We start from the raw sequence: 20,860 nt of genomic DNA on the forward strand, positions 1-20,860 counted from the left end.
GTTGTTCAGGATGTATTCAAACAGTGCGTTTGAAGATGGGGCGGTGAAATCGAGAGTTCCTGTTCGTTCTAGACGCAGTGCAATTGTCATTGGGTGTTTGTATCGATGCATCTCCGCAAAACCGAATGACCAGCGGACAGACGGCGCAAATGCCTAATGCGAAAGTGATATCAGATCGCTTGCATGGCTTCAGCGCCGATCTATGCTCAGGACATTCCGTGAGCACAGGAGGCCCGGTCCATGTTCGAGTACCATCGCAAGTCCGACTTGATCGAGATTCAGCGCAGCCGGCAGGCCTTGGCGGGCATGGAGGCGAAGCTGGCAGCGATCAGCCGTTCCATGGCGATGATCGAGTTCGCGCCGGATGGCACGATCCTCGAGGCGAACGAGAACTTCTGCAAGACCATGGGCTACAGCGCCGACGAGATCCGCGGCAAGCACCATCGGCTGTTCTGCGACCCGGCCTACGCCAAGAGCGCCGAGTACCAGCAGCTCTGGCGCGAACTTGGCGAGGGCAAGGCCATCAGCGGTACGTTCGAGCGCCTGGACAAGGCGGGCCGCGAGGTGTGGCTGGAGGCCAGCTACATGCCGGTGATCGATGAACGCCAGCAGGTGACCAGCGTGATCAAGGTGGCCTCCGACATCACCCGCCACGTGATCGAGGAGCACGAGAGCGAAAGCCTGCTCAAGGCAATCGGCCGTTCCATGGCAGTGATCGAGTTCACCCCGGCCGGCCGCGTGATCAAGGCCAACCAGAATTTCCTCGATACCATGGGCTATCGCCTTGAGGAGGTGGTGGGGCGCCATCACGGGCTGTTCTGCCTGCCGCACGAGCGCGAGTCGGCCCAGTACCGCGACTTCTGGGCCTCGCTCAACCGCGGCGAGTACCACTCCCATCGCTTTGAACGGGTCAACAAGCAAGGCCAGACCGTGTACCTCGAGGCGTCCTACAACCCCATCTTCGACAACAAGGGCCGCCTGTACAAAGTGGTGAAGTTCGCCAGCGACATCACCCGCCAGGTCAGCACCCAGCAGACTGCCGCCGGCGCTGCCCATGCCAGCTCGGTGCAGACCGACGCCTGCGCGCGCAAGGGGACACAGGTGGTGCAGCAGGCGGTCGAGGTGATCGAGCAGATCTCTTGCGAACTCAACGACGCCGCCCGCACCATCGACGCGGTGAGCAAACAGTCCGAGGTGATCGGGCAGATCGTCCTGACCATCCGCGGCATCGCCGACCAGACCAACCTGCTGGCGCTCAATGCCGCCATCGAGGCGGCCCGGGCCGGCGAGCATGGCCGTGGCTTCGCCGTGGTCGCCGATGAGGTGCGCAACCTGGCGGCGCGCACCAGCAAGGCGACCCTGGAGATCGTCGAAGTGGTGCGGCAGAACCATGACCTGTCGTTGACCGCCGTGGCCAGCATGCAGTCAAGTCTGACCCGTACTGGCCTGGGTGTGGAACTGGCCAACGAGGCCGGTACGGTGATCATGGAGATCCAGCAGGGTTCGCGGCACGTGGTGGACGCCATCAGCCAGATCAATTCGACCCTTCAATTGCACTGAGGCTCTGGCGCAGTTCGAGCTCCAGGGTGTGCAGGCTCGACCGTAACTGGGCGAGCCGTTGCTCAACCGGCTGCCCCAGGGCTATGGCCTGCTCCAGCGCTTCGCAATCCTGCCTCACGCCCCTGACCTTGAGCATCCGCGCACCGCCCTTGACTCGATGGACTACCGGGGCGAGGGCTTCGGCTGGCGGGTTGGCGCCCAGTGCATGCAATGCCTGGAGGTCTTCGGCACTGCTTTGTGCCAGTTGCTCCAGCAGGCGCTTGACCAGCCGATCGTCGTCCTGGGTGAGGTGACGCAGTTGCGCCAGGTCGAAGCCGCTGGCGCGGGGCGCCTCTGCGGCCCGCGGCAGGCAGGCCTTGAGTGCCTGCAGGCCGATCGGTTTGAACAGGCATTCATCCATGCCGTTGTCCAGGCAGCGCTGGCGTTCCTCGGCCTGGGCATTGGCCGTCACGCCGATGATTCGAACCGCGGGCAGGTTTTCTTCGCGCTCCCGTGCACGAATCTGGCGGGCCAACTCATGGCCGTCCATCACCGGCATGCTGCAGTCGGTGATGACCACATCGAAATGGCCGTCCAGCCAGAGCGACAGCGCGGCCATGCCCTGGTCGGCGAGGGTCACCTGGTGACCCAGCGAGCGCAGTTGCTTGTCGAGCAGCAACAGGTTGGCGGGGTAGTCATCCACGACCAGGACTTGCAGCGGGCCAGCACCGGCTTCGATCAAGGCCTTGCCGGCAGGCTCGGTGGCAGGAGGCTCGGCGCCTGGCAGGCGCAGATGCACTTCGACCTGGGTGCCCAGGCCCTCGATGCTGTTCAGGTGCAGCTCGCCCCCCATCAGCTCGCACAGCTCGCGGCTGATCACCAGGCCCAGGCCCGCCCCCTGGCGTGCCTGCCGGCCATCGACCTGGGAAAAACTGGTGAACAGACGTGCCTGATCGCTACTGCTGATCCCCACGCCGCTGTCCTTGATTTGCAGCCTGACCTCAAGCAGGCCGGTATCAATCGGGGCGACAGCCAGCGACACGTCGATCCGGCCGTGGTCAGTGAACTTGATCGCGTTGCTCAGCAGGTTTGACAGCACCTGCTTGAAACGCAGCGGATCGACCAGCAGCCAAGTGGGCGAGGCGGGCAGCAGCGCACCCAGCGCAAGCCCTTTGAGGCGTGCGTTGCCTTCGAAAACCCGCAGGGTCGCACTGATCAGCTCGACCAGATCGCAAGCTACCGGTTGCAGCGTCATGTGGCCGGACTCGATGCGAGAGATGTCGAGCACATCGCCAATCAGGTCGAGCAGGCCAATCGCCGAGCCGTGGGCCGCCTCCAGCGCCTGGCTGTCGCTATGGCCGTGCTGGCTGTCCTCCAGTGCCATCTCGAGCAGGCCGATGACTGCGTTCATCGGTGTGCGGATTTCGTGGCTCATGACTGCCAGGAAGGTGCTTTTCGCCCGGCTGGCCTGCTCGGCATCGTCCTTGGCCTGGCGCAACTGTTCGAGCAATCCGCGGCTGAGTGCCAGTTGTTCCTGCAGGGCGCGTTGGGCCTCGCTACGCTGGTGGATCAGCTTGCGCAGGTAGGTGTTCCAGAACGCCACGCCGGCCAGCAGCAGGGCGGCCAGCACCAGTACTTGCAGCGCCAGGGTGCGGTAGTTGCGCCAGGGGCTGTCGCTGACTGCGGTGTTGGTTCGCCATCGATTGACCCGTTGCTCCAGCTCGTCGGGTGGGATGCTCAGCAAGGCCTTGTCGAGGATCGCCTGCAATTGCGGCTGCGCGGGGCCTGCGGCGAAGGTCGCCAGGGCCGGCTCGTCACCGTGCAGGCCGGCAATGCGCAGGCGGTGCTTGAACACCTGGTTGATGAAATAGCTGGCATTGATGTGCGAGCCAAGGGCGACATCGGCATCGCCGTTGGCCACGGCCTCCATCAGCTGCAGGGGGTTCTCCACCTCGACGGTCCGCAGGTCGCCGTACTGCCGTTCGAGGCCTTCGCGCAAGGGCGATCCCCTCAGCAAGGCCACCCGTAGTCCTCGCAGCGGTTGCTGCGGATCGAGGGGCGCTGCATCCTGGCGGACCACCAGAACCCGCGGGCTGATCATGTAGGGGCGGGTGTAGCGCAGGCGTTGGGCGCGGTGCTCGCCGTAACCGATGGCGCCGATCATGTCCGCCTTGCCCTGGGCGACCTGCTCGATCATGTCCTCGAACGACTCCGACTCGACCACCTTGAAACGCAGGCCGGTGCTCAGGCCGATACGCTCCAGCAGGTTCAGGGCGATACCCCGTGGTTGCTGCTGGGCGTCGGTGAAGCTCAGGGGCGCCAGGGTGGTGTTGATCATCACCGTGATCTGCCGGTGTTGCGCGATCCAGTCGCGCTCCTCCTGGGTCAGGGCATCGAGGCGACGGTCAAGCAGCAGGCTGGTGCCGCCGCCAGCCCAGCGGCGCAGGATGTTCAGCCGTTCGCTGTCGGCGATGCGCCCCAGGGCCAGGTCGACCAGTTGCAGCAGGCGCTGGTTGTCCTGGGTCAGGGCAAAGGCGAAGCTGCTGGCCGGGGCCTTGACGAAATGATCGACCTTGACCGTTTCCTGGAAACCTTTGGCAATTGCATAGTCGGTACTGATGGCGTCACCCAGGTAGGCGTCGGCCTCACCTAGGGCCACGGCGGCGACCCCTGCGAGGGTCGAGCGATAGAGGTTCAGCTGGACGCCGGGATAGAGGCGTCGCACCGCCTGCATGGGCAGGTAATGATCCACCATGGCCAGGCGCAGGCCGGCCAGGTCGTCACCGTCGCGCAGGGGCTGGTCCTTGCGCGATACGATGACTGGCAGGTCATCGGCATAGGGCAGGCTGAGAGCCAGTTGTGCATCGTTGGCCTCGAAAGCGTTGGAACTGCCCAGCAGATCGATTTCGCCAGCGCGCAGCGCATCCAGGGCCTGCTCGCGGCTTGGATAGCGACGCACTTTGACCGGCACGCCCAACTGCTCGCTGATCAGGCCGGCGTAGTCCGCGCTCAGGCCCTCGTAGTCGGACTGGCTGTTGTTGATGTCGAAGGGGGGATAGTCGGGGCGCGAGCTGCCCAGCACCAGGCCTCCGCGCTCAGCAAGCCACTGTCGGTCGGTTGCCGCCAGCGTCAAGGGAGGCGCCGCGCTCAGGGCGCGGGCCAGCAGGTGGCGAGTTTCGCTGTGCGGCTCACCCTGTACGGGCAAAGACGTCAGCGTGGCCAGCAGCAGGCACAGCAGGGCGCCCTTGATCATGATTCAGGCCACGTTGTTGCGTTTGGCCAGGTCGACCATTTCCACCAGTGACTCGACCTTGAGCTTTTCCATGATCCGGCCGCGGTAGGTGCTGATGGTCTTGGCGCTGAGGTTCATCTGCTCGCCGATCAGTTTGTTGCTCTGGCCGGCGCTGAGCCGGCGCAGCACTTCCATTTCACGGTTGGAAAGCAGTGCCAGGCGCTCGGTCTCGCTTTCCAGGGTATTGCTGTTGACCGCCATCTGCGGAAAGGTCGAGTAACCCTTGACCAGGGCTTTGAGGGCGAAGACCAGGGCATCGAGGTCCTCGTCCTTGTTGACGAAGGCTGAGATGCCGGCGTCCATGCAGCGGCGCACGTAGAGGTCGGCGGGCTGGCCGGTCAGGGCCATGATCCGTGGGGGCGGGTCGATCAGCTTGAGGCGCTTGATCACTTCCATGCCGTCGAGGTCCGGCAGGCCGATGTCGAGGATAACCACATCGGCCCTGGTCTGCTCGGCCAGGCGGGCAGCCTCTTTGCCTTTGCCGGTTTCACCCACGACGGTAAAGCGTTCGCGTTCAAGCAGCATGCGTACGGCGAGTCGCACAATGTGGTGGTCATCGACCAACAGCACGGATGTCATTCAGGTCACTCCTGTCAAAGTGCAGCCCGCTTCCTGCGTTGCATTTCAGGCGCGGGCCGCGGACTTGCTGGGCAGCGCGCACCTTACGGACATTCAGGACCCTTGGTAATAGGCGAGTATAGGTGTGTTGAAAATCCCGCACCAAGCTGTAGAAAATTCCTACAAACAAGGTTTGGGTACAAGCGCTCAGCCGCAGGGGGCGTGCGGCTTGAGCACTCGCTGGGTGGAGGCGGGGTTGTTGCCCAGTACCTTGCCCACACGAGTGGGGCGCATCACCAGTTGGCCGCCGCAGTTCGGGCAGCGGTCATGGAAATGCCGCTCGTTACAGGCACGACAGAAGGTGCACTCGAACGAACAGATCAGCGCATCCGGACTTTCGGGAGGGAGGTCGGTGTCACAGCATTCGCAGTTGGGGCGCAGGTCGAGCATGGGCAGGGTTTCCATCCAGTTGGAAGGCCCAGTGTGCGCCGCCCACGCTCACTCGGCAATCGCTTCACGGGCCGGGGCGGTAGAGATGGGCGTGACCGGCGCGGTACAGGGCCGAGTCGGCGAACGGGGCATCGCCCAGGACATGACCGACGAGGATCAGCGCGGTACGCCGGAAGCCCTTGGCTGCCAGGCGCTCGACGATGTCCGCCAGGGTGCCCTTGACCCAATCCTGGTCTGGCCAGGTGGCACGATGGACCACGGCAATGGGGCAGTCGGCGCCATAGTGGGGCAGCAGTTGCTCGACGATACGCGGCAGGTGGCGTACACCCAGGTGGATGGCCAGGGTGCTGCCATGGCGGGCCAGATCGGCCAGCTGTTCACCGGCCGGCATCGGCGAGTTGTCGCCGTAGCGGGTGAGGATCACCGTCTGCGCCACGTCCGGCAGTGTCAGCTCGCAACCCAGCAGCGCGGCGCTGGCGGCAGTGGCGGTGACTCCGGGGATGATCTGGTAATCGATGCCCGACTCACGCAGGTGGCGGATCTGTTCGCCGATGGCGCCGTACAGGCTAGGGTCGCCGCTGTGCACGCGAGCCACGTCCTGGCCGTTGGCATGGGCCTGGCGCATGGCCTCGATGATCTGCTCCAGGTGCAGCTCGGCGCTGTTGATGACGGTGTGCGCCTGATGCCCCTCGAGCACTGCAGCTGGAACCAGCGAGCCTGCGTAGATGATTACCGGGCACTGACGGACAAGGCGCTGGCCCTTGACCGTGATCAGCTCGGGATCGCCGGGGCCGGCACCGATGAAATAGACCGTCATGGAGGTTCCTTGCAGGTAAAGAGGCGGATTATCCGCCGATGGCCAGGGCCAGGGTAGCGCCGCCGAGCCCTTGCCTTGGCACATGCAGGCGCGGCGCAACGCCGGTGCGGCCGGCCAGGGCCAGGGCTGCGCTTTCGGCGACGCCCCAGCAGCCAGTCTGGGCGTACACCGTTGTCGAGCGCTGACTGAGCAGCGCTTCGAAGGTCGACAAGTGGCTGCTGTCGAAGCAGATGAACGGCAGCCCGAGCCGCTCGGCCAGTGCCAGCAGGCCGGGCTCGCGCGCCTTGGGTTCGATGCTGGCGATTGCCTTCAGCGCCGACAGGGGCAGGGCGTGGTTGGTCAGGGTCTGGCGCAGCAGCACCGCGAGCGTTTCGACCGGACAGCCACGGCGGCAACCAAAGCCGGCATACAACGCCGGCTGGGGAACAAGGTCGCGCATCAGTGCTGGCTGGAGCGGCGGAACAACCAGGCGCTGAGCAGGCCCAGGGCCAACCAGAACGCGGCGTTGGTCAGCCACGAAGCGATCTTGAACTGGGTCTCCAGCGCCTCGGGGGCCAGGCTTTCATGAACCGCTGGCTGTGGCGCGCCGATCAGGTGCGGGATCACCAGCAGGGCGACGCCGAGCACCTTGAACAGCCAGTGCTGGGCGAACACCAGCAACGCCAGGCCGGCGGCGGTGGCGGCGGCGGTGCCGATCCACCAGGTCTGGCGCTGGCCGAGGTCGGCGGCGGCGGTGCCAGGCAGTTCCGGTGGCAGGCCCAGGGTCGGCGCCAGGCAGAACACGGCGAAGCCCGCCAGGCCCCACAGTGCGCCGGTGGCCACGCGGCCCGGGGCGCGCAGGCTGTACAGCGCGGCGAGGATCAGGGCGAAGCCGACGGCGACCACGAGGTTGCCGCCCGTGGTGGACAGGATACGTTGCCAGCCATCTTCGGGTGCCCAGGCCTCGGCGCTGTGCTCATGGGGCGCGGCGGCCTCGCCATGTTCATGATGTTCGGCGGCGGGGGGGGCGGTTTCATAGGTTTCCGCCTGGAGAATCAGCGGGGCGACCCAGAAGCTTTGCAGCAGGGTCAGCAGCAGGGCGGCGAGCAGGCCGCTGAAACCCGCGGTACGGGCGATGCGCGTGATCATGCGGGTGTACTCAGTGGCAAGGGAAGGCGGCGCTGTGGCGGGTGTCGTGGGCGGCGTTGTGCACCGCCTCGATGTGCGAGAAACCGGCGAAGTACACCAGGCACAGGCCCAGCAGGCTGGCGCCGACCGCGACGATCAGGCGCTGGCTGAGACTGACGGGGGTGGCGATACTGGGTTTGGCGTGGGTGATGGGCATGACGCGTTCCTCTGCTGCTTTTGTTGTGGCAACGGGCAGGCGCGACGCCCCCGGGCACGGCTGGCCCAGGTGATACGACAGCGCCCGCCCACCGCGGGGTGTTCTGCAAGCATGTCAGGCCGGTCTCCGGGCTGGCGAGGTGGAGCGGGGCTCCATCGATCAAGCGCCACCTTCCCATGCCGCACGATGGGCACAGTGGTCTGGACGCTTCTCTCGCTTACCGTTGCGGGGGCAGCACCGGCCTTGTCGCCCTCTTCAAGGAGGCGCGACGCACCGGTTTCCCGTTTCACCCCCGTTGGGGGCACCTGAACGCAATGCGCTAGCAAATCACGGGGCCGGGCCTGCGTCAATCGCCGCGGCGGTTGACCGCCAGGCAGGCACTGCGTAGCCTTGCCGGTTCGAGGTTCCCGGGCGCTGGCCCGGGCTAAGACGGGAACGCGGTACAAGCCGCGGCTGCCCCCGCAACTGTAGGCACTGATGACGGATCGGCACAGCCACTGCGCACGCGCGGGAAGGCGCCATCCCACTGGCTTTGACGGCCGGCGGTGCAAGCCAGGAGACCTGCCTCGCAACGTTTTCGACTTTCAACCGGGCGGGGTGATCCGGTGGCGAACCCGCCAGGCCGACACGGGCCGTGGCTGTCGTCCTGCATGCCCGCGCCATTGCTGCCAAGGGCATCGCGACATGAAAACACTGGCCAAGCTTCCCGTCACCATCGTTACCGGCTTCCTCGGCTCGGGCAAGACCACCTTGCTGCGCCATATGCTCGACAACGCCCAGGGCCGCCGCATCGCGGTGATCGTCAACGAGTTCGGCGAGCTTGGCATCGATGGCGAGATCCTCAAGCAGTGCAGCATCGGCTGCTCCGAGGAAGAGGCCAACGGCCGCGTCTACGAGCTGGCCAATGGCTGCCTGTGCTGCACCGTGCAGGAGGAGTTCTTCCCGGTGATGCGCGAGCTGGTGGCGCGCCGCGGCGACCTCGACCATATCCTTATCGAAACCAGCGGCCTGGCCTTGCCCAAGCCGCTGGTACAGGCCTTCCAGTGGCCGGAAATCCGCAACGCCTGCACGGTCGACGCGGTGATCACCGTGGTCGACAGCCCGGCCGTGGCCGCCGGCACCTTTGCCGCCTACCCGGACCAGGTCGACGCCCAGCGCAAGCTCGACCCTAATCTCGACCATGAGTCGCCGCTGCACGAACTGTTCGCCGACCAACTGGCCAGCGCCGACCTGGTGGTACTGAACAAGGCCGACCTGATCGATGCCGAGGGCCTGGCCAAGGTCCGTGCCGAAGTGGCCGAGGAACTGCCGCCGGCGGTCAAGGTGATCGAGGCAAGCAGTGGTCGTCTGCCGCTGGAGGTGCTGCTGGGCGTGGGCGCCGAGTCCGAGGCGCATATCGACGGCCGCCGCACCCACCACGACAGCCATCACGACGGCGATGACCATGACGACCATGACCACGACGCCTTCGACTCGATCTCCATCGACCTGCCCGAGGCTGACGAAAGCCTGTTGCTCGATGCCTTGACGCAACTGGTCACCGAGTTCGGCATCCTGCGCGCCAAGGGTTTCGCCGCCATTCCCGGCAAGCCGATGCGCCTGCTGATCCAGGGCGTGGGCACCCGTTTCGACAAGCATTTCGACCGTGCATGGCGCAGCGAGGAGCCACGGATCACCCGCCTGGTGCTGATCGGCCAGGACCTGGACGCGACCCAGCTGGAAGCGCGCCTGCGCCAGGCCCTGGGCGCCTGACCCATGCACCTGCTGCGGACCCAGCCCGGCGGCTTTGTGCCGGACGACAGCATCGCCGACCTCGGCCAGACCCCCGCCGAACTGGTGATCCTCTGCAGCGGTGATTCACACCTGGCGCTGCTTGCCGAAACCGCCGAGCAGTTGCCGGCGGATTTCCCCAGCGTGCGCCTGGCCAACCCGATGCAGGTGCAGAACCATGCCTCGGTCGACCTGTATGTCGACGAGGTGCTGCGCCATGCCAAGGTGATCCTGGTGTCGCTGCATGGCGGTGTCGGTTACTGGCGCTATGGTGTCGAACAACTGGTCGAGTTGGCGGCCCGTGGCGTACAGCTGATCCTGGTACCCGGCGACGACCGTCCCGACCCGGAGCTGACCGGACTGGGCACGGTGGGCGGTGAACAGGCCGAGCGCCTCTGGCATTTCCTGCGCCAGGGTGGCAAGGCCAATGCACTGAACCTGTTCAACTGCCTGGCCAGCCAGTGGCTGGGGCGCGCCTACCCCTGGGCCGAGCCGCAGCCCTTGCCGCGCACGGTGGTCTATCACCCGGCCAAGGCCACCGCACGGCTCGAGGACTGGTACACCGAATGGCATCCGGAGTACCCGGTGGCACCGCTGCTGTTCTACCGCTCCCACCTGCAGGCAGCCAACACCGCGTTCATCGATGTGTTCTGCCAGCGCCTGCAGGCTTGCGGCTTGAATCCGTTACCGATCGCGGTGGCCAGCCTCAAGGAACGCGGCTGCCTGGACCTGGTCGAGGCCTGGCTCGACGAAGTGCAGGCCGAGGTGGTGATCAACACCACCGGCTTTGCCCTGTCCAGCCCCGAACAGCCCAATCTGCGCCCATTGCGCCGCGATGTGCCGGTGTTGCAGGCGATCTGCGCCCAGGACAACCAGCCCGGCTGGGAGCAGAGCGAGCAGGGCCTCGGCGCCCGCGACCTGGCAATGCACATCGCCTTGCCCGAGCTGGACGGGCGCATCATCACCCGGCCGGTGAGCTTCAAGGACCTGGCTTGGCGCAGTGAGCGCAGCCAGTCCGACGTGGTCTGCTACCGCGCCCACCCCGAACGCATGGATTTCGTCGCCGAGCTGGCGCGACGCTGGGTGACACTGGCGCGCCTGGACAACCAGGAGAAGCGTGTGGCCCTGGTGCTGGCCAACTACCCGACCCGCGACGGGCGCATCGGCAATGGTGTCGGCCTCGACACCCCAGGCGCCGCGTTGAATATCCTCAAGGCCCTGCAGGCGCAGGGTTATCCGGTAGCCGGCCTGCCCGACAGCGGCACCGAGTTGATCCACCAGTTGCTCGGCGGTGTCACCAACGACCTCGATCACCTTGACCAGCGCCCCTGTGCCCAGAGCCTGGCCCTGGCCGACTACCACAGCGCCTTCGCCGCGTTGCCCGAGGCCAACCAGCGCGCCGTGCTGGAGCGCTGGGGGCCGCCCGAGCAGGACCCGATGTTCCGCAGCGGGCGCATGATGGTCGCCGGCTTGCGCTACGGCCTGACCTTCGTCGGCATCCAGCCGGCGCGGGGCTACCAGGTGGACCACAGCGCCGTGTACCACGACCCGGACCTGGTGCCGCCGCACGGCTACCTGGCGTTCCACTTCTGGTTGCGCAACGGCTACGCCGCCGATGCGCTGATCCATGTCGGCAAGCACGGCAATCTGGAATGGCTGCCAGGCAAGGGCGTGGGGCTGTCCGCCGAATGCTGGCCGGACGCGTTGCTCGGGCCGCTGCCCAACATCTATCCGTTCATTGTCAATGACCCAGGCGAGGGCGCCCAGGCCAAGCGCCGTACCCAGGCGGTAATCATCGACCACCTGATGCCGCCATTGACCCGCGCCGAGACCTACGGCCCGCTGCGCCACCTTGAGCAGCTGGCCGACGAGTACTACGAAGCGCAGCTGCTCGATCCACGTCGCGCCAATGAGTTGCAGCGCGACATCCTCGCACTGGTCAAGGCCAACCACATCGACCGTGAACTGCAGCTTGAAGGGCAGCTGGAGGATGCTGCGGTGTGGTTGCCGCGCCTGGATACCTACCTGTGCGACCTCAAGGAGTCGCAGATCCGCGATGGCCTGCATGTGTTCGGTCAGTCGCCCCAGGGGCGCCTGCGCAGCGACACGCTGCTGGCCCTGGCGCGGGTGGCGCGGGGAGATGGCAAGGGCGGTAACGCCAGCCTGATTCGCGTGCTGGCCAAGGCCTTGGCGTTGGGCTTCGATCCGTTGGACTGCGACCTGGGACAGCCCTGGGATGGGCCGCGCCCGGGCCTGCTGCTGCAAGTCGACAGCAGCGCATGGCGTACCTGTGGTGATACCCGTGAGCGCCTGGAGTGGCTGGCGCTGACATTGATCGAGCAGGCATTGCAAGGGGCTGCGGCGTTGCCGGATGAAGACGGCTGGGCACCGGTACGCGAGGTGTTGCAGGCGCTGGTCGAACAGATCGCACCGGACCTGGACGCCTGTGGCGCCGCCGAGATCGACGGCCTGCTGGCCGCGCTGGCCGGGCGTTTCGTCCCGGCCGGGCCCAGTGGCGCGCCCAGCCGTGGCCGCCTGGACGTGTTGCCCACCGGGCGCAACTTCTACACCGTCGATGTGCGCAACCTGCCGACCACCACGGCCTGGCGCCTGGGGTTCGCCTCGGCCAACCTGATCCTCGAGCGCCACCTGCAGGACCACGGCGACCACTTGCGTCAGCTGGGTCTGTCGGTGTGGGGCACGGCGACCATGCGCACCGGTGGCGACGACATCGCCCAGGCCCTGGCGCTGATGGGCGTGCGTCCGGTGTGGGCCACCGGCAGCCAGCGGGTTGACGACTTCGAGATCCTGCCATTGAGCCTGCTAGACCGGCCGCGGGTGGATGTGACGCTGCGGGTGTCGGGTTTCTTCCGTGACGCCTTCGGCAACCTGATCCGCCTGTTCGACGCCGCGGTGCAGGCAGTGGCCGCGCTGGACGAGCCGGACGACCTGAACCCCCTGGCCGCCCGGGTGCGCGCCGAGCGTGAAGCGTTGCTCGGCGCCGGCATGGCGCTGGAGCAGGCGGCGCGGCAGGCCGGCTGGCGGGTGTTCGGAGCCAAGCCGGGGGCTTACGGAGCGGGCGTGCAGAACGCCATCGACGGGCGCCTGTGGCACAGCCGCGACGACCTGGCCGAGGTCTACCTCAACCATGGTGGCTACGCCTACGGCGCCAGCGACGAGGGCACGCCGGCCCGCGCCGCATTCGCCCAGCGCCTGGCGCAGGTACAGGCGGTGCTGCAGAACCAGGACAACCACGAGCACGACCTGCTCGACTCCAACGACTACTACCAGTTCCAGGGCGGCATGCTGGCGGCCGCCGAAACCCTGGCCGGCACCTCGCGGGCCAGTTACCACGGCGATCACAGCCAGGCCGACCGGCCGCGGGTGCGGACCCTGAAGGAAGAACTCAACCGAGTGATCCGTGCCCGCGCGCTCAATCCGAAATGGATCGACGGCGCCAAGCGTCATGGCTATAAAGGTGCATTCGAGCTGGCGGCGACGGTCGACAACCTGTTTGCCTTCGACGCCACCACCCACCTGATCGACGACCATCATTACCAGGGCCTGGCCGACGCCTATGTGCTCGACCCGGCCACCCGTGATTTCATGCGCGAGCACAACCCCGAAGCCCTGCGCGACCTTACCGAGCGCTTGCTGGAAGCCCAGCAGCGCGGATTGTGGCAGGAGCCGGGCGACTATCGCGAGAGCCTCGAGCAGCAGTTGCTCGCCGGCGAGGAAGACAGCTGAACATGAGCGAACCCGTACAATTTCCCCTGGCCGCCGTGGTCGGCGCCGACGACCTCAAGCTGGCCCTGTGCCTGACCGCGATCGACCCGAAAATCGGTGGCGTACTGATCGAAGGCCCTCGGGGCATGGCCAAGAGCACCCTGGCACGGGGCCTGGCCGACCTGCTGGGCGGCGGGCCGTTCGTGACCCTGCCACTGGGGGCGACCGAAGAGCGTCTGGTCGGCACCCTCGACCTCGATGCCGCTTTGAGCCAGGGCCAGGCGCGGTTCTCGCCGGGTGTGCTGGCCCATGCCGACGGTGGCGTACTGTACGTCGATGAAGTGAATCTGCTACCCGATCCCTTGGTGGACCTGCTGCTGGATGTAGCTGCCAGCGGGACCAATCGCATCGAGCGCGATGGCATCTCCCATCGGCACGCCGCCCGGTTCGTGCTGATCGGTACCATGAACCCGGAGGAGGGCGAGCTGCGGCCGCAACTGCTCGACCGGTTTGGCCTGAACGTGGCCTTGGAGGGCCTGCCCGCGCCCGAAGCACGGCAGCAGATCATTCGCCGTCGGCTGGCCTTCGACAACGACCCACAGGCGTTCTGTGCCCAGTGGGCGCCCCAGCAGACCGCGCTGCGCCAGCGTTGCCAGGCCGCGCGCGAGCAATTGGCATCGATCCCCTTGGACGACCAGGCCTTGGCCTGGATCACCGAGCGCTGCTTTGCCGCCGGGGTGGACGGCATGCGCGCCGACCTGGTCTGGCTGCGGGCGGCACGGGCCCACGCCGCCTGGCGTGGCAGTACGGTGATAGAGGAAGCGGATGTGGAGGCGGTTGCCGAGTTTGCCTTGCGCCATCGCCGTCGCGCCCACGCACCGCAAGCGCAGGCTGCCACGGCGGGCGAGCCTCCTCGGCCGCCGCAAACGCAAGGCGGGCAGGGCGCCTGGGGCGCGTTGCCGCCCCAGGCGGTGGCGACGGGCGTACGCCGCGAGGTACCGAACTGGGCAAAAAAGCCCTGAGCATCCGCTTGCGCCATGCCCAGGCGGCGGATGCCAGACCCCGTGCCGGCAATTTGACAGGTAGCACCCGGGGCCGCCCGCGTGCGGCCGAGACTGGCCGCATCGCCTGGCTGGCGACCTTGCTCAAGGGGCGGCCGCGCCTGCGCCGTGAGCTGTGCTGGCAACAACGTCAGGCCCAGGCGCCGGAGCTCTGGCTGGTGATCGTGGATGCATCGGCTTCCACCCGCCGCAACCAGGCACTGTCCCAGGCCAAGGGCCTGCTGGCCGGATTGTTCGATGAGGCCTATCGGCAACGGGCCCGCCTGGCCTTGCTCACGGCCAGTGGCGACAAGCCGCAATGGCAACGGCATGGCCTGAAGGCCTCGGCGGCGTTGCAGCCCTGGTTGCAGGCGCTGGGGGCTGGCGGCGGTACGCCGTTGCCGGCGGCGCTGGAGGAGGCGCGCCACTGGCTGCTGGCGCGGAGCAAGCGCCTGCCCCTGGAGACCCAGCGTTGCCTGGTGCTGACCGATGGTCGCCTGCAGCAGGAAGCACAGTTGCAGCCGTTACCGTGCAACACGTTGCTGGTGGATATGGAAATGGCGGCGGTGCGTGTGGGTCGTGCACGACAAATTGCCGAACAACTACATGCCGAATATCGGCATATCGAGCAGTTCAGCGTGGTCAGTTAAGCAGGTAGCTGCGACAGGATGTCGCAATTGAAAAAGTTATCCCCGTATTCGGGGAAAGTTACCAAAGTGCGTGGCGGCCACGCACTTTGTAACAGGCAGTCTTGTTACTTTGGCATCGACCAAGGTTGCAGGTCGTAACCTTTGCCGGACAGTTCGGCGCGCACTTCCTCGATCAAACTGGCCCATTGCGCAGGGTCGGAATAGACGCGCGAGGACACTTGCTTGCTGCCGATACGGGTGCTGGTCCGGTCGATCACTGCCAGGCTCAGCTCACCGGTACCGTTGGGTGCATCCCAGGCTACGCACTGGAAGGGTTCGAAGGCGTGGTCGGCGATCAGCAGTGCTTCGTTGACACGGAGCGGGGCATTCATGGTTCGGTCTCTCTCATGGTCCCAAACAGCGAAATATTGTTCCGCGGTGTTATTCCTGAACACTCTACAGCGCGGGGTTATTTGTACTGATGCTCCAGATCAGGGTTCAAGTCACAAGGTTTTGAAATTTTTTATTGACGATTCATTCGTCCGTGCTTGTCGCTCCCGCCTCAGACGCGCAAGGGTTGAGATAATTCCCGAGTGTGCCGTGCACACGGCTGGCGGGCTGACCAACGGTAGTGGGGAGCGTCAAGTTCATTGCTACTGTTAATTCGGGCGTCGCAACTGTCTGTTTATAGGTAAAAAACCAATAACTGGCGCCAAGGAAAGGTCATGCTTGAACCTGCATCCCACCGCCGCCTGCTGATCGTCGACCCCTGCGACGATTGCCACCGCCTGTTGCCGGGCTTGCGCAGTGTCGGCTGGGATGTCCGAAGTTGCACGCTCGAGGCGGCGCTGGAGCAACCCTGCGATGTTGGCCTGGTGCGCTTGCAAGCCTCGCACCTGCTGCACCCCGAAGCGCTCAAGGACCTGATCAAGCGCAGCAATACCGAGTGGATCGCCGTGCTCAGCGCCGAGGAACTGCGCCTGCAGAATGTCGGAGATTTCGTCTGCGAGTGGTTTTTTGACTTCCATACGTTGCCGTTCGATGTCTCCCGGGTGCAGGTCACCCTGGGCCGTGCCTTTGGCATGGCACGCCTGCGCGGCAAGGGCGCGGTGCGGGTCGATGAGCCCGAACACGAACTGCTGGGCGAAAGCCGGCCGATCCGCGAGTTGCGCAAGTTGCTCGGCAAGCTGGCGCCGACCGAGTCGCCAGTGCTGATCCGTGGCGAAAGCGGAACCGGCAAGGAACTGGTGGCGCGCACCCTGCACCGGCAATCACAACGCTGGGACAAACCGTTCATTGCCATCAATTGCGGGGCCATACCGGAACACCTGATCCAGTCCGAGCTGTTTGGCCATGAAAAGGGTGCCTTCACCGGGGCCCACCAGCGCAAGGTGGGGCGCATCGAAGCGGCCAATGGTGGCACCCTGTTTCTCGACGAGATCGGTGACCTGCCTTTGGAGCTACAGGCCAACCTGCTGCGCTTTCTTCAGGAAAAACACATCGAACGGGTGGGCGGCAATCAACCCATCGCCGTCGACGTCAGGGTTCTGGCGGCGACCCATGTGGACCTGGAAAAGGCCATCGCCTTGGCGCGGTTTCGCGAAGACCTGTACTACCGCCTGAATGTGCTGCAAGTGGTGACCGCGCCACTGCGTGACCGGCATGGCGACCTGTCGATGCTGGCCAGCCATTTCTCGCAGTTCTACAGCGCCGAGACGGGCAGGCGGCCACGTTCGTTCAGCGACGGTGCCTTGGCGGCCATGGGCCGGCACGAGTGGCCGGGCAATGTGCGCGAGTTGGCCAACCGGGTTCGGCGTGGCCTGGTGCTGGCCGAAGGCCGGCAGATCGAGGCCCAGGACCTGGGGCTGCAGGACCTGCAGGAACAGGACCAGCCGCTGGGCACGCTGGAGGACTACAAGCACCGCGCCGAGCGGCAGGCGTTGTGCGATGTGCTGAACCGGCACAGCGACAACCTGAGTATCGCGGCCAAGGTGCTGGGTGTGTCGCGGCCGACGTTTTACCGGTTGTTGCACAAGCACCAGATTCGTTGAGCAACCACGCTCCCGATTGCGGGGCCTCAGCTCGACTGGGCAAGATGCCCGTCCGCCAGTTCCTCCATCGTCTCCGGCTCGTCGGGCAGCTCGGTGATCACGCTGAAGTCGCTGACCTCCACCTCGCCGCCCCCATACCCCAACAGGTGGAAGGAAAATGCCTTGCGCACGGTGGGGTTGTCGAAGTCGAACTGCATTTCCAGCGGCTCGTCGGCCGTTACCCGCATTTCCTCGGGCAAGCCAAGCTGTACGTCCTGCTCAAGCTCCTTGGCCTTGAGCCGGATGTAGGCGGCATGGCGTGGGTCCAGCGCCCGCACCTTGAGACGTACCCGGGTGCGGGTGCCTTCGGGCATCTCCAGGTATTGCGCGCCGATCAGGTTGTCGGCCCAGTCATCCTTGATGCGCTCAGCCAGGGCAATGGGTGAGGGACCGCCGAACTGGTAGCGCAGGTTGAGCGGAGTCTGCAGCAACGACTGGTCGAGGCTGGCGGCCAGCAGGCCTATCTGCCGCCCGAGGCTGTCGTCCCCACGGCCGACGAATTTGGCCTGGTCGGCAATGAAACCGGGGCTTGCATAGCGTCGGCAGCGTTGCTGGAAATCGCACTCGCTGAGGGTGCCCTGGCCGTCGTGGTAGCGCAGCATGCCATTGGTGTAGGAAATCATCTCGCGGCCACTGTCGTAGTCGCGGTACAGCGAGCGGCCGGCCAAGGCCGCAGGGATTGGCAGGGCAAAGTAGTCGAGCAGCGAGGTGCTCAGGTCGACGTGGCCGTAGGTGCCCTGCTTGAGCCTGGGCAGTTGGGCCTGCTCCGGTGCGAGCGTGAGGTTGAAGCCCCAGGCCGAGGCCAGGCGCACGCCATCGATGCCGTGGGATTCGTCGGAGGTGACGATCACCAGGGTGTCTTCCAGTACGCCCTGGCGCTCGAGACCGTCGAGGAAGCTGCCAAGGGCATCGTCGAGGTAGGCCACCGCAGCCTGCTTGGGCGTATCGAAGCGTTGCAGATAGGCCTCCGGCGCCGAATAGGGCTGGTGGGTGCCGACCGTGAGCAGGGTGAGCATCCAGGGTTTTGGTTGCTTGCGCAGCTCGCCGACGTAGTCGAGCGCACCTTCGAAGAACGCGCGATCATCCTTGCCCCAGGGGAATTCCAGGTAGTTGTCGTTGGCGAACCACTCCAGCCCATGCACCGTGTCGAAGCCGATGTGGGGCATGATCCGGTCCTTGGCCATGAAACGCAGCCCGGCGCCTTGCAGGTAATGGGTGGCGAAGCCGGCCTCGCGCAGCTGGGCCGGCAGACAGGCCTGGTTGCGTTGCTGCTGGGTCAGCAGCTCGACCCCCTTGGGCGTGCCGTTGGCCAGCTTGTCGTAGTCACCGCAGAGCATCGCGTACAGGCCGCGAATGGTCTGGTGTGTGTGCAATACATAGTCGGGGGTGTTCATGCCGCGCTCGGCCCACTGGCTGAGACGGGGCATCAGGTCCTGCTGGTAGTGGCTGCCCAGTGCCTCGCGGTTGGGGCGCAGGTAAGCGCCGGGGATGCCCTCGACGGTGATGATCAGCAGGTTGCGTGCCTTGCCCGCTGCGTCGAGCAGCTTGACGCCATTGAGGTCGGACTGGGTAAGGCCGGCGCTGGACAGCGCCGTGACTGCCGGCACCCGGCCCATACGGCTCAAGGCCTGATGCTGCACCTTGCCCACTGCCGTCGACAGCGCCTGGTGGGTGAGGCCGTACTGGCGCCATTGGTCGGCGTCCGAGGGGGACAGTTGCTGGCCGCCCCAGTGCAGGCCGAACAGCGCCAGGGGCACGGCCCAGAGTCGTCGTGGCAATGACGCGCTGGCGGGCGATCGCCATACGCTCGCCAGCCAGGCGCCAAGGCCGGCGACCAGCAGGGCGGGGAGCCAGGCATGGGCCAGTCCGCCGCCGGTGGAGTTCTCCATGAACTGCGGGTCGATCAGGTAGCTCAGGTCGTCGACCGTGGGCAGCCTGCCGACGGCGCTGACCAGCTCGGCGGATGCCACCCACAGGCCGACCCAGGCCAACAGCAGCGGCAGGGCCAGCCACCAGGGACGTCGCAGCAGGAGCAGGACCAACAGGCTGCCGATGGCGAGGTCGGACAGATAGCCAAAGGGGTTGGACCAGCCCAGCAGGGCGCGCGCGGTCAGGGGTATCACCAGCACCAGGATTGCCAGGGCGGCAAGGCGGGCGCGAGGGTGACCGAGCAGGTTGTTCACGAAACTTTCCTTAATGCCATTAAACCGTCACAAAATTGTGCAGGATGATAACAGGCTGGTGCCGGGAAAGTCGGATGCTACAAAACCGGTAACCAAATGCCGGGCCCGTGCGCGGGCCCGGTGCGGTCAGAAGTAGTAGGGGAATTTCAGGCTGAACGAGAAGTCCGGCGAGTCTTCGGTCAAACCGATGGAGAGGTTGGGGACGATGGTCAGGTTGTCGGTGGCGGCGAACGTCAGGCCGACGTTGAAGTTTGCCGCGTTGTAGTCGCTGTTGGTGATCGACTGCCAGTCGCCGCCATCGCGTTTGATCTTGCTTTTGCTGGCGAACTGGTCGGTGACCGAGAACGACATGCTCATCCGCTCGTTCAGGGCGAAGGCGATACCCCCGCCGATCTGCCAGGAATCTCCGAGTTTCACGTCGCCTGGTACCTTGCTGTTGACTTCCGGGCTGATGTCGCTGAACGAGTCCTGCATGTTGTAGGTGTAGGACAGGCTGGCGAAGAGAACGGCCGGGTCGAACGTCTTGACCAGCGAAATCCCCGGTGTGATCGACCAGACACCATTGCCGGTGGGCAGGCTTTCAGGCACCGCCAGGTTGTCGTTGGCCGTATCCCTGATGAGCTTGATACCGTAAGGGTCCTTGCCGGTGGGGGCCTTGACCCGCAGAGTCGCGACCGCGTCGGGCCAGTTTTCCGACTCGTCGAGGAACTTGTAGGCGACCCCCACGTTGATGTCGCCGATGGCGGGGTCTCGGGTTACCGTGGCATCGGAGGCGGTGGAGCCCACACCGCTTACGCCGCCGGAAGAATAGGTCGACTCCCGGTAGACGATCGGCACGTTGATGTCGAACTGCCAGCGCTGGTCCAGGTTGTAGCGGGCTGTCAGGTCCAGTGTCCAGTTATCGGCCTTGATGCGGTCGAGGTTGATGTTGCCAAGGAAGATCGAGTCCAGGGCGAGGAAACCGTTGAGGGTCAGGGCGCGGGTGTCGTAGTGGGTATAGGTCACGCCGGTCTCGACGCTGAACTTGCCGCCGCCGAAGAAGCCGCTGGCTTCGTCATACAGGTTGGAAACACTTTGCGCAGGCTCGGAGTCGTCCTTTAGCGATTGACCATAGGAGCTGCCTGCATTGCCAGGGGTGCCTGACGCAACCGTCTGGGCGCCTTTGGCCGGTTCCGAGGGGGACCTTGTCAGGCGCCTGGGCGGCGGCGCCGCCGGGGTCTCTTCTACTTGCCGCACGCGCTGTTCGAGCACCATCAGCGCGTTCTGTTGGGCTTCGTAGCGTTGCTTGAGCTCCCGCAGCTCCTGCTTCAGTGCCTCGACCTGAGGGTCCGGAGCTGCGTAGAGCAATGTCGCGGGTGCCAAGGTACTCAGACAGACTACAGCTCTGAACGTCAACGATCGGTGCATGGGTTAGCCGTCCCTTCAGACTACATACGATGAGA

The 20,860-nt window shown here is 65.6% G+C and carries 15 protein-coding genes, 2 pseudogenes and 2 riboswitches; of the genes and pseudogenes, 7 read left to right on the forward strand and 10 right to left on the reverse strand.

Features of this window, described 5'->3' with window-relative positions; genetic code table 11:
• Positions 1–345 precede the first annotated feature (345 nt).
• Together LOY42_RS26580 and LOY42_RS26585 are read left to right on the forward strand one after the other, a co-directional pair.
• A pseudogene (locus LOY42_RS26580) lies at positions 346–975 on the forward strand (PAS domain-containing protein); the annotation flags it as partial.
• Positions 976–1,140: 165 nt separating this feature from the next.
• Positions 1,141–1,560, forward strand: a pseudogene (locus LOY42_RS26585) (methyl-accepting chemotaxis protein); the annotation flags it as partial.
• Here LOY42_RS26585 and LOY42_RS11205 read toward each other — a convergent pair.
• The 7 genes from LOY42_RS11205 to LOY42_RS11235 form a co-directional block, all read right to left on the reverse strand.
• Positions 1,535–4,792, reverse strand: a complete 3,258-nt coding sequence (locus tag LOY42_RS11205) for a transporter substrate-binding domain-containing protein (RefSeq protein ID WP_258600634.1) — start codon at positions 4,790–4,792, stop codon at positions 1,535–1,537. The pseudogene LOY42_RS26585 and the gene LOY42_RS11205 overlap by 26 nt on opposite strands.
• A gap of 3 nt (positions 4,793–4,795) precedes the next feature.
• A complete protein-coding gene (locus LOY42_RS11210; protein ID WP_102682447.1) occupies positions 4,796–5,410 on the reverse strand; it encodes a response regulator transcription factor in 615 nt (204 codons plus the stop codon).
• Positions 5,411–5,596: 186 nt separating this feature from the next.
• Positions 5,597–5,839 (reverse strand): DUF1272 domain-containing protein, encoded by a 243-nt coding sequence (locus tag LOY42_RS11215; protein WP_102682448.1) that lies wholly within the window; start codon positions 5,837–5,839, stop codon positions 5,597–5,599.
• A gap of 64 nt (positions 5,840–5,903) precedes the next feature.
• Positions 5,904–6,656 carry a precorrin-4 C(11)-methyltransferase gene (gene cobM / locus LOY42_RS11220; RefSeq protein WP_110702179.1) on the reverse strand — a complete coding sequence of 251 codons (753 nt, stop codon included), beginning with the start codon at positions 6,654–6,656 and terminating at the stop codon, positions 5,904–5,906.
• 28 nt (positions 6,657–6,684) lie between these two features.
• Positions 6,685–7,095, reverse strand: coding sequence for a cobalamin biosynthesis protein (locus LOY42_RS11225; protein WP_139670528.1), 411 nt, complete (start codon positions 7,093–7,095; stop codon positions 6,685–6,687).
• Positions 7,095–7,784 carry a CbtA family protein gene (locus LOY42_RS11230; protein ID WP_258600637.1) on the reverse strand — a complete coding sequence of 230 codons (690 nt, stop codon included), beginning with the start codon at positions 7,782–7,784 and terminating at the stop codon, positions 7,095–7,097. The genes LOY42_RS11225 and LOY42_RS11230 overlap by 1 nt, the downstream gene beginning before the upstream one ends.
• A gap of 10 nt (positions 7,785–7,794) precedes the next feature.
• Positions 7,795–7,980, reverse strand: a complete 186-nt coding sequence (locus tag LOY42_RS11235; protein WP_046855330.1) for a CbtB-domain containing protein — start codon at positions 7,978–7,980, stop codon at positions 7,795–7,797.
• A gap of 99 nt (positions 7,981–8,079) precedes the next feature.
• Positions 8,080–8,304, reverse strand: a riboswitch (cobalamin riboswitch).
• A 60-nt stretch (positions 8,305–8,364) separates the two neighbouring features.
• Positions 8,365–8,564, forward strand: a riboswitch (cobalamin riboswitch).
• Between the two features lie 100 nt (positions 8,565–8,664).
• Between LOY42_RS11235 and cobW the strand changes: the two genes are divergently transcribed.
• The 4 genes from cobW to LOY42_RS11255 are packed head-to-tail and all read left to right on the forward strand — an operon-like array spanning position 8,665 to position 15,166.
• A complete protein-coding gene (gene cobW, locus LOY42_RS11240; protein ID WP_046855331.1) occupies positions 8,665–9,732 on the forward strand; it encodes a cobalamin biosynthesis protein CobW in 1,068 nt (355 codons plus the stop codon).
• Positions 9,733–9,735: 3 nt separating this feature from the next.
• Complete coding sequence (gene cobN / locus LOY42_RS11245) at positions 9,736–13,497, forward strand: cobaltochelatase subunit CobN (RefSeq protein ID WP_258600642.1); 3,762 nt, start codon at positions 9,736–9,738, stop codon at positions 13,495–13,497.
• Between the two features lie 2 nt (positions 13,498–13,499).
• The gene (locus tag LOY42_RS11250) at positions 13,500–14,498 is read left to right on the forward strand and encodes an ATP-binding protein (protein WP_258600644.1); all 999 of its coding nucleotides are present in this window, start codon (positions 13,500–13,502) and stop codon (positions 14,496–14,498) included.
• Between the two features lie 53 nt (positions 14,499–14,551).
• Positions 14,552–15,166 carry a VWA domain-containing protein gene (locus LOY42_RS11255; protein WP_256582571.1) on the forward strand — a complete coding sequence of 205 codons (615 nt, stop codon included), beginning with the start codon at positions 14,552–14,554 and terminating at the stop codon, positions 15,164–15,166.
• 104 nt (positions 15,167–15,270) lie between these two features.
• Here LOY42_RS11255 and LOY42_RS11260 read toward each other — a convergent pair whose 3' ends face one another.
• Positions 15,271–15,537, reverse strand: a complete 267-nt coding sequence (locus tag LOY42_RS11260; protein ID WP_028690802.1) for a hypothetical protein — start codon at positions 15,535–15,537, stop codon at positions 15,271–15,273.
• A 333-nt stretch (positions 15,538–15,870) separates the two neighbouring features.
• Here LOY42_RS11260 and LOY42_RS11265 point away from each other — a divergent pair, with 333 nt between their 5' ends.
• On the forward strand, positions 15,871–17,196 hold the full coding sequence (locus tag LOY42_RS11265; RefSeq protein ID WP_198754223.1) for a sigma-54 dependent transcriptional regulator: 1,326 nt from the start codon (positions 15,871–15,873) through the stop codon (positions 17,194–17,196).
• Positions 17,197–17,222: 26 nt separating this feature from the next.
• On the opposite strand, the gene LOY42_RS11270 is transcribed toward LOY42_RS11265, so the two are convergent.
• Together LOY42_RS11270 and LOY42_RS11275 are read right to left on the reverse strand one after the other, a co-directional pair.
• Complete coding sequence (locus LOY42_RS11270) at positions 17,223–19,418, reverse strand: LTA synthase family protein (RefSeq protein WP_258600646.1); 2,196 nt, start codon at positions 19,416–19,418, stop codon at positions 17,223–17,225.
• Between the two features lie 126 nt (positions 19,419–19,544).
• Positions 19,545–20,825 (reverse strand): hypothetical protein, encoded by a 1,281-nt coding sequence (locus LOY42_RS11275; RefSeq protein ID WP_110702165.1) that lies wholly within the window; start codon positions 20,823–20,825, stop codon positions 19,545–19,547.
• Between the last annotated feature and the right edge of the window lie 35 nt (positions 20,826–20,860).

Source organism: Pseudomonas sp. B21-023, assembly GCF_024749165.1.
In the GTDB taxonomy this organism is placed as follows: Bacteria; Pseudomonadota; Gammaproteobacteria; order Pseudomonadales; family Pseudomonadaceae; genus Aquipseudomonas.

Coding starts and splice junctions, on each gene's coding strand:
- LOY42_RS11275 (WP_110702165.1), bottom strand. CDS start 20,825: ATGCACCGATCGTTGACGTTCAGAGCTGTAGTCTGTCTGAGTACCTTG.
- cobM (WP_110702179.1), bottom strand. CDS start 6,656: ATGACGGTCTATTTCATCGGTGCCGGCCCCGGCGATCCCGAGCTGATC.
- LOY42_RS11230 (WP_258600637.1), bottom strand. CDS start 7,784: ATGATCACGCGCATCGCCCGTACCGCGGGTTTCAGCGGCCTGCTCGCC.
- LOY42_RS11250 (WP_258600644.1), top strand. CDS start 13,500: ATGAGCGAACCCGTACAATTTCCCCTGGCCGCCGTGGTCGGCGCCGAC.
- LOY42_RS11265 (WP_198754223.1), top strand. CDS start 15,871: ATGCTTGAACCTGCATCCCACCGCCGCCTGCTGATCGTCGACCCCTGC.
- LOY42_RS11215 (WP_102682448.1), bottom strand. CDS start 5,839: ATGCTCGACCTGCGCCCCAACTGCGAATGCTGTGACACCGACCTCCCT.
- LOY42_RS11235 (WP_046855330.1), bottom strand. CDS start 7,980: ATGCCCATCACCCACGCCAAACCCAGTATCGCCACCCCCGTCAGTCTC.
- LOY42_RS11205 (WP_258600634.1), bottom strand. CDS start 4,792: ATGATCAAGGGCGCCCTGCTGTGCCTGCTGCTGGCCACGCTGACGTCT.
- LOY42_RS11210 (WP_102682447.1), bottom strand. CDS start 5,410: ATGACATCCGTGCTGTTGGTCGATGACCACCACATTGTGCGACTCGCC.
- cobN (WP_258600642.1), top strand. CDS start 9,736: ATGCACCTGCTGCGGACCCAGCCCGGCGGCTTTGTGCCGGACGACAGC.
- LOY42_RS11260 (WP_028690802.1), bottom strand. CDS start 15,537: ATGAATGCCCCGCTCCGTGTCAACGAAGCACTGCTGATCGCCGACCAC.
- cobW (WP_046855331.1), top strand. CDS start 8,665: ATGAAAACACTGGCCAAGCTTCCCGTCACCATCGTTACCGGCTTCCTC.
- LOY42_RS11225 (WP_139670528.1), bottom strand. CDS start 7,095: ATGCGCGACCTTGTTCCCCAGCCGGCGTTGTATGCCGGCTTTGGTTGC.